At 60.8% G+C, this 7,729-nt stretch carries 12 protein-coding genes; 7 read left to right on the top strand and 5 right to left on the bottom strand.

The window, feature by feature from the left end:
- Positions 1-116: 116 nt before the first annotated feature.
- Both CQ12_RS44590 and CQ12_RS44585 read right to left on the bottom strand, forming a co-directional pair.
- A complete protein-coding gene (locus CQ12_RS44590) occupies positions 117-395 on the bottom strand; it encodes a hypothetical protein (RefSeq protein ID WP_157088707.1) in 279 nt (92 codons plus the stop codon).
- A gap of 133 nt (positions 396-528) precedes the next feature.
- Entirely contained in the window at positions 529-705 is a 177-nt protein-coding gene (locus tag CQ12_RS44585; protein WP_157088706.1) for a hypothetical protein, read from the bottom strand.
- 450 nt (positions 706-1,155) lie between these two features.
- Between CQ12_RS44585 and CQ12_RS44580 the strand changes: the two genes are divergently transcribed.
- On the top strand, positions 1,156-1,326 hold the full coding sequence (locus CQ12_RS44580; protein WP_157088705.1) for a hypothetical protein: 171 nt from the start codon (positions 1,156-1,158) through the stop codon (positions 1,324-1,326).
- Between the two features lie 329 nt (positions 1,327-1,655).
- Here CQ12_RS44580 and CQ12_RS36555 read toward each other — a convergent pair whose 3' ends face one another.
- Positions 1,656-1,847 (bottom strand): hypothetical protein, encoded by a 192-nt coding sequence (locus tag CQ12_RS36555; protein ID WP_157088704.1) that lies wholly within the window; start codon positions 1,845-1,847, stop codon positions 1,656-1,658.
- 151 nt (positions 1,848-1,998) lie between these two features.
- A complete protein-coding gene (locus tag CQ12_RS36550) occupies positions 1,999-2,202 on the bottom strand; it encodes a hypothetical protein (protein WP_157088703.1) in 204 nt (67 codons plus the stop codon).
- Between the two features lie 111 nt (positions 2,203-2,313).
- On the opposite strand from CQ12_RS36550, the gene CQ12_RS36545 reads away from it, so the two are divergent.
- The 3 genes from CQ12_RS36545 to CQ12_RS44575 all read left to right on the top strand — a co-directional run bounded on the left by CQ12_RS36545 (position 2,314) and on the right by CQ12_RS44575 (position 4,710).
- Entirely contained in the window at positions 2,314-2,763 is a 450-nt protein-coding gene (locus CQ12_RS36545; protein ID WP_057840118.1) for a hypothetical protein, read from the top strand.
- Positions 2,764-4,243: 1,480 nt separating this feature from the next.
- Positions 4,244-4,543 carry a hypothetical protein gene (locus tag CQ12_RS36540; protein WP_057840117.1) on the top strand — a complete coding sequence of 100 codons (300 nt, stop codon included), beginning with the start codon at positions 4,244-4,246 and terminating at the stop codon, positions 4,541-4,543.
- Positions 4,540-4,710 carry a hypothetical protein gene (locus CQ12_RS44575; RefSeq protein WP_157088702.1) on the top strand — a complete coding sequence of 57 codons (171 nt, stop codon included), beginning with the start codon at positions 4,540-4,542 and terminating at the stop codon, positions 4,708-4,710. The genes CQ12_RS36540 and CQ12_RS44575 overlap by 4 nt, the downstream gene beginning before the upstream one ends.
- 230 nt (positions 4,711-4,940) lie before the next feature.
- Here CQ12_RS44575 and CQ12_RS36535 read toward each other — a convergent pair whose 3' ends face one another.
- Positions 4,941-5,123: a hypothetical protein gene (locus CQ12_RS36535; RefSeq protein WP_057840116.1), complete on the bottom strand. Its 183-nt coding sequence runs from the start codon at positions 5,121-5,123 to the stop codon at positions 4,941-4,943.
- A 944-nt stretch (positions 5,124-6,067) separates the two neighbouring features.
- Between CQ12_RS36535 and CQ12_RS36530 the strand changes: the two genes are divergently transcribed.
- From CQ12_RS36530 to CQ12_RS36520, 3 genes are all read left to right on the top strand, one after another.
- Positions 6,068-6,319 (top strand): hypothetical protein, encoded by a 252-nt coding sequence (locus CQ12_RS36530; protein ID WP_057840115.1) that lies wholly within the window; start codon positions 6,068-6,070, stop codon positions 6,317-6,319.
- A gap of 81 nt (positions 6,320-6,400) precedes the next feature.
- A complete protein-coding gene (locus tag CQ12_RS36525) occupies positions 6,401-7,366 on the top strand; it encodes an ATP-grasp domain-containing protein (RefSeq protein ID WP_057840114.1) in 966 nt (321 codons plus the stop codon).
- 75 nt (positions 7,367-7,441) lie between these two features.
- Positions 7,442-7,729 (top strand): hypothetical protein (locus tag CQ12_RS36520; RefSeq protein ID WP_157088701.1); only part of this gene is annotated, 288 nt, incomplete at its 3' end.

Below are 7,729 nucleotides of genomic sequence, written 5' to 3'. Positions count from 1 at the left end.
CCCTTTGGCACATTCGATGCCGGGAGCGGGCGTCGTCCACCACATCATTCGCGTCGGATTGGCCGGCCCACGGCGACTTCAGGTGAACGAACACTCGCTGCACGAACGGGCATCTCTCAAAAGGGTTTTTGTCGCGTTGGGCCAGTTACCTCGCCCGGGTAGCCATAGTAAATTTGCTCTAACCGTCTGCGGATTGCCGCGGCCTGCTGCCAGTCCATCATCATCGCAGCCCCGCCGTGAAGCACGAACGGCGGCATCCGATCGTCGGCGGTATCGAGAATGTTGACCTGCTCGGGACGGCGACGCAGCAGCAGATGAAGTTCTAGAGACGCTACCCGGATCGCTTCCTGTCGCCGCAAGCGGTTAGTCGGGTTGGCCGGGATCGGGCCGGCCATCAGCCGCCGGACCTCCTTGTAGGCGTCGAGTGCCTCTAGCGTGATGATCCTCTTTCCATCAGCATCACGGGTCGGGGGCGCGTGGGACGGGTCTGCAGCATGCCCATGTCACTCCTCGTTCCTATCCCATGGATTACCAATCACCCCCGCCGCGTGGATGCCGAATTTTTCGATCCATTACGCTTTGCTGGGTCAGGCGCAGCGAACGAGATAGCTGCATGATAGAGAGACTTTCCGCCGCCTGCTGCTTGAGCAGTTCGGCATAGTCCCGGTAATTGAAATTTTTTTGTTTGCGGTAAGACTTGATCATTTGCGCCACTTCACGAGCAGCAATGATGTGTCGGCATAATTGAGCAAGGATAACCTCGGAATTGATGCGCGCCAGCGAAGCGGCGGCATCCTGATCCCCTACGACAGCCGGGAGTGCGAACGACTGCGCTTGGCATCGAGGCTTGCGAGGCGTTCGCGCGCATCGGCGATCTGCCCTTCGATCTGTTTGGAGTTTCGAACATCTTCATCAATGTCGCAATCATCGCCTTGGTGGCCTCACCGATCGTAATCAACCGCTTCTTCCTGGAGGCCGGCTTAAGCAAGCGGGCGATGCAAGTCATTGTCGGTGGATACGCGACATGCAGCGTTGCCACGCCGTTGCTATCGAAAACGGACAGGTTCACCAGCGCGTCATTGAAAACGTGAGTGACTAGCGCGGCGAGCGGCTTTCGGCTGTCAATGTGCGTAAAGCCATAGTCGCCGGTACGGCGTGAAGGCCGAGATCAATCCGGAGATGGTGCAGATCGCCAAAGGGCTGCGCCGGCGCAAGCGCGGCAATTCCCTGCGAGCCATCGCTGCCGATCTGGCAGCCCGCGGCTATGTCAACGTGAACGGCAGGGCGTTCTCAGCGGCGTCGGTGGCCTCAATGCTGGGCGCCTAAGGCTCGCGGCCTTGTTCCACCGAGACGTGGTTGTTTCGAGACGGAAGAAGCCGGCCTAAGCGGAATCGTCCGGTCGAAAACAATCGGGAGGTGGCTCTGCCACCCCCCGGCTGTCGAGCTAGAGCCCGAGAGCGCGACCGATCACGCGCGGGGCAGAGTTGTGGCCGCCGAGGTCTATCTCAGATCAAGTTGGCGAGCCTGGTTGAGCCGGTCACAGGGTCAGCTAGCGAACGCCCTTCGCGGTCACGATCCGATCTCGGGGGGCAGTGGTCAACCGGCAGCGGGACGTGCTGCTAACCTCTAAACCCGGCTGAACCTGTGCAAATGTGCTAACAGCCACACGATTTGTGGAAGGCGTCCACGAACGCCTTGACCGCCGGATTGTCGATGTTGCGAGGGGGAAGGGTATTAACGACCGCACCGCCACTGACCATCCTCAACTCAGTGACATCGAGTTCACGAATGGTTGTGGCCAGCGTGGCCGAATCGAGTGATGTTTTCATATCGAGTGATGTTTTCATCATGCTTTTCCTTCACATAAAGTTTCGCCAGATCTGTCGATCTGCCGATAACAGGCCGTTCCCGTTATTGTGAAATGATAGAACGGATATCGGCGGCAAGACTGTGATGGGGGTCACGGTCACACGTCGGGATCTCACGGCGGCCGCGCCCTTATAGGTTTTCGACCATGCAACCATAGCGTCGGTCGTCGGTTTCTTTTACCTCCTGCTCCGTCGGCGCACCGCCTCGCTCGCCGGGTTCTTCGACTTGAGCCACGTCCTCGACGGCCCGCTGCGATACATCCGTCCGCTTCGACACGATGCCCTCAAGACCCATGCGGCAGACATGCTTGAACACGGTTGGGCCGTCATCCATCAGATGTTCGGTGAACCGGATGACTCGCCGCTGGGCGAGATCGAGTTTAGGCGCGAGCAGTGAACCACACAACGCGGCCGACAGTCGGGAGAGTTTTGGTCATGGAGCATCGTGTCCCTGGCCGGTTGCCAGACGGCGGCCGAGAGGCAGCAGGCGCTTATTGCTAAGCTGAACCGCTCCTGCGACCAACTGGGGTACACGAGCGGCCCGCAGCGTCTCGAATGCCTGCGCACGATGGCACAGATCGAGCAGGCGAACGAGGCGGCCGAGGAAGCCCGGACTCAGAGGGCCGCGGCGGCGCTTCAGGCCGCGGGCAAAGCCTCAAGGGCATCGGCGCCGGCGCCCCCGCGCCAAGTTTTCCAACGACCACGCAGTGCCGAAATCTGGCGGGCATGGTCCAGTGCAACAGCTTTTAGGGGGGTGGGCATGATTTGGCTTAAAAGGCTGCTGATGGTTCTCGGTGCGCTGTGGCTGATATCCATTTTTGCCGGCGCGGTGATCCTGTGGGGCAACGACTGGCGTTTTGGCGCCGCTGCCTCGTGGCTGGCGTGGCGCTTATAGGTTCAGCCATTTATTCGCGCACGCGAGGCGAACCGAGCTCGCCTACGGGCTGCTCTGGCGCTACGGCTGCGATCGCCGCACCGGCGACGGCGAGCGGCCTCTACCAGGCGTGCCAACGTGGTTGGAGGAAAAGCCACCCCGCTGACCGCTTCGCTCGCGTCAATGCGTGAGCGCCATATACGCGAGCACAACAGAAACGACGGAGGGCCAAGCTATCATAGCCGTTAGCAGCAAACTATCCTGGGTCATGGCTCTGCTCCCCATAGCGAAGCATCGGGCAGTCCAACCTTAAGAATCCTAATTTAGTCTCGAAGAAACGTCTAGTGAACGCGTGCTCTGACCTGCTGCTGGCGCAGCTCGACCGCGCCGGCCAGGCGCTTGCCTTTCTTCTATTTGTGTAATCCGCATGCTACCTCAGCCCAACGAAAGCGACAGGAACCCGCACTTCCTCCTATTCCACGGACAACGGCGCAATCTTTGGGATCTCTGAAACAGACTCTGTTACAAACAACAGCTTTACTGAAGTCGCTTTCCCGCCGGACCCGCACGGAAAGTGGATCCATTCCGGCTTACCGGGATAGGGATTGAATTCGTCAGAACATCCGATCCCCATAACGCTCTCGCCCCAGCATACGGGCCGAAATTTAAAGGATTGTTTTGGGATTGGCTGCGAACGCTTCGCTCAACGTCAGGATTGCTAAAGCAAGCACCGAAGGAACCTTACAGTGTGGCATGATAACCCTCCTTCATGCCTCGTCTGTCGCGCGCCACATGGGGACGCCCAGAACTCCTCCGGCCGAGCCACATTGGCGGCGGTTCATTCTACATCGGTTTGAGGATCGCCCACCTCGAGGTCCCGGAAAATCTCCCGGACGGCGTCAAGGCCTCTTGTCAAGGCTTTGACAACTGGCGACAATTCGCCCCGCAACCAACATGTTTCTACTCTGACCTGCGGCGAGGCGAGCTGCAGCGAAAAACGACGCCCACGATCGCCAGGCGCGCCAGGCCGCCGCGCGCTCGCTTTGGATTTGCCGCAGCTGCGGCGGTCGCATGCTTGTCGCCGGCGAGCCAAGCTTTGCTCGCATTGCAACAGCCCCCGACTGCGGCCGGTCGCCCGCTGAATAATCCCCCAGCGGCAGCGGGATTGCTGTCGCTATTGAGACACCGAGGACGCCAATGACGAAACCACCTGAAGCAATCGTGTCCAGCCGTGGCCTGCGCGCACTGTTTGGTAATGAACGCCCCGGCGATCCGAGCGGCAGCCAGACGGAAGAGCAGATCGCGACCTATTACCGGAACGCGAAGGCCGGTGACGTGGCTGTCATTCGGGAGACCTATGCCAGGCGTCTTTGGTTCATCGTCACGGCGATTGAAGCCGTGAACACTAAGCGTGGTCGGATCTATCTGAAGGATGCGCCTGGTTCAGGCTATGGCGGAACGGCCTTCTACGCGAAGAGCGGCAAGAACTGCTTTTTATTTCGTGAACGCCGCCATCGACCCCGCCGACATCCCCGAACCGCCGCCGCACCAGAGCATCCCCGATCTGGTCGATGTCGTCGATCCGGACGCCTGCGCGGTGCGGCGTGCGGCGATCATCGCCCAGGCACATGCCACGCTGCGCGACCCCGATCCGGATCCTGACCCTGACCCCGAGCCTGACGAGGAAGCCGACGAGAACGACCTCGACGAGGACGATCTCGCCGCCGACGACGACGATGCACCGAGCTATACGCCGCGACCGCCGATAACACCGCGTCAGCTCAGGCGGGCTGCGTCATGACCCGCCGTCGAGACCTCCGGCACGCCGACGATGTCCGCGAGACCACGACCTTCGGGCAGGCGAAGAAGGCGCGCGCGGCCGAACAGGCGTGGCGCGAGGCGAGCGGGCTGACCAAGCACCTGAAGCCGCGCAAGCGACGGCAGCGCAAGACGAGGAGGGATCGATGAACCGACATGAGCGACGCCGGGCTCGCTATCGCAGCCTGCCATAACGGCGGATGCGTTGGGGAAGCGCAGAATGCGGGTGCTATCAAAAAGGGCGGCTTATGCCGCCTCTCTCTAGCTCGACCTTCACCCCGCTTCGCTCGCGCGCGCGACGGTCCGTTCGCCCAGTTGCGCAAGCCGCCGTCCGCGGGCAGCTCGAGCATCTGTCGACGCGGCATCTGGTGGGTCCGCGCTCATCTACCCCCGTTTTCATAGAAGGCGTTCATGAAAGCGCGAAGCGCCGGATTTTTTTGTGATTGGACCAAGGGGTGACTTACTTCGCCACCTATGATTCCGCCGCTGATTGCATCGAGCTCCGAGACGTCGAGTTCGCGAAGCGCGGGTAGCTCCTCGTTCGTCATTTCATTCGTCGTCATTTCAATCTTCCTTTCACAGGGGTTGGTGATCTTGGCGAGCCGAACGGTCAGCTCTCCAATCCGGTTCCGGTCATCCGCAACCGTGAATCGAGAATGACCGAGCGTCGGCCCTACGCTGTGAGGCAGGTCACGTACATCCCACAACGCCTTGTGAATCCCGTTCGCGTCAGTTTCTTATCTCTCAAATGGATCAGGTCAGATATTTCGTCCCCGGATCATCATCGCGCGGCGGCGGCTCGGCATGAACCCGCGAAGGCCAGGCATCGCTGGTCGCTCCCACGGCAGAGGTGCTGGCGCACGCCAAGCAGCTCCCGCATGACAAGCTGGGCCAAAGCTTCGATATCGACATCACCACGGTTTTGAAGCGGCCTTAACCGCCGGATCGATCCAGCGCCGGCCGTCTGAATAACCCCCCACTAGGAAAGGATCCCGACTTGCCGGCGCCGTGAGAGGCTGGACGCAATGCCGCAATATCCTGCAGCGGACAACGGCCAGCCTTGAATTCGCGCTGACCAAGCTCGCCGCCGAGCAGCGCCGCGCAGATCCAGACAAAGCCCGTAAATTCGCCGAGGCGGCCGCGGCCCTGCCCGTCTGCGTATGTACCAGACCCAGGGCCGGCGATCGATCCGGCATGCCGCCATGTCAAGCATGCCGTTCCCAACATGTTTTGCATTAACTGTCCCGCAGACCAGGGTTCCCAACTTCCGAATTTACGACCCTGACGTCCTCGAATTTTGCCGAGTAGGGATCGGTGATCGGCGCGATCGTCGCCCGGCGCAGTGGGCGCGTTTTGGCTCGGGTTCAAGACGATCTTCGGAAAGCGATCGCGCGGCCCTTGGCGTGTGATGCGCATCACGGTGAAACCGAACCGCTGGCCTATTCTCGCGACAGGCAAGCAAAAATGCCTGTCTAAGTACCAATCCCTTTAAATATGGAGAACGGTGATGCCGAAAGTCATTCCAGCAGTATTCTTTCAGAAGCAGCTAGACGGCGTTAAGGCAGACGCCCAAAAGCCCGAACGGCTCGAGATCTTCGAGAGCGAGCTCCGCGAGGTAGCCGGAGGACAGAGCCGGCTCCGCGAGGCATCGGGAGCAAAACTAACAGTTGGAGGGCCTGACGGTTCCGGTGGTAGCACGACCTTTTCGGGTTCGGCTGGATGGGTGGATGTCATGCAGGCTGACGACTGCACCGCCTAACGATCCTTGTCAGGAGTTCCTCATTCCGGCTTACTGGACCAGTCCGGAAAGCCGGGACGACTTCCATAGGAGAAGAGCACCATGGAACCGCGGATCGGGATCATAACGTATGGTGACGATCCCCATGGCTATCTGATCAAGAAGAAGATCGAAGAGCAGCATGGAGTCTGGTGCTGCCTGATCCCAAGCGACGAGCTTGTACTCCGCGGGCGCCTGGAGTGGTCGTCGGACAGTGAGGCACCAGCCCTTCTCCCGACCATCGAGGGACAGACCGTCGATGTGAGGACGCTCAACACGCTGTGGTACCGGCGCACGACCGTGAAACAAACGCTGCCCGAGGAGACTGACGCTGCCTATGAGCTGTCTATCTTTCGTAGTACTGAGAGGGTCCTCGAGGGCATACTCCTGAACGCCTTTCAAGGGCACTGGGTCAGCCATCCTCTTGCCACCCACTTGGCGGAGAACAAGCTGCTGCAGCTACATGCCGCGAAGCGCGCTGGTCTCCGGATCCCGGCCACGCTCGTCAGTCAAGATCCAGTGCACATTCGCCGCTTTTGCGCGGCGCATCCAGGCGCGATCATCAAGCCTGTCGCGACGCCGCGTGGCGTCGAACTGGCGTCGACAGCGATAGTCAGCCAGGAGCTGCTCGACAACGAGGAAGTCCTGGCCCTGGCGGCGTCGATCTACCAGGAATGCATCCCGGGCACGCGTCACCTGCGCATCTCCGTCGTTGGCGAGCGCTGCGATGGTGCGCTCATCGAGGCCGAGGCACTCGACTGGCGGTTTGATCTCAATGTGCCCTTCAGTCCTTACCCGCTCGACAGGCACCTCGAACAAAGGTTGCGCGACACCCTCCACGAGCTTGGTTTGGTCATGGGGATCTTCGACGTGAAGTTGACCGACGACGATGAGCCCGTGTTCCTCGAGGTCAACCCGCAAGGACAGTTTCTCTTCGTGGAGGCTCTGTGCGACCTGCCTCTCGCCGATATCTTTGCCGCCTTCCTTGTCGACCAGGCGACGCAAGATGTGAGGTCTCGGCAGCGTTAAGCTCGTACGACAACAGGCTACGGGTGGACCGTTGCGCCTGTGAAGGCCCCTTGATGGGTCCCTGCCTCAGCCCTAATGGCTCACACCGACCCGCTTACGGTACTGATCGCGCTCGGGCTGATGCAGCACCCCAACATCGACGATCGACGCGAGCCGGGCAGTTACACCGCGCCGAAGCCGGATCCGTGGGATGCACAGTTTGTCGAAGAGAAAAAGCGACTACTCTCGCACGGGTTCGTCCGCTTGTATGGCGGCACGTCACTGTCGCGCGAGCTCGGCGACGTTCGCGGGCGGCAGCGCCGGCGGTGCTGGCAAAGCTGCTGGAGCAGCAGGCGCAAGCCTATCGTCGGCATCGGCTCCCCG

The sequence above is a fragment of the Bradyrhizobium jicamae genome, assembly GCF_001440395.1.
In the GTDB taxonomy this organism is placed as follows: domain Bacteria; phylum Pseudomonadota; class Alphaproteobacteria; order Rhizobiales; family Xanthobacteraceae; genus Bradyrhizobium; species Bradyrhizobium jicamae.
Note: the sequence above shows the minus strand (reverse complement) of the source record. Positions and strands in the feature narration are given on the sequence as shown.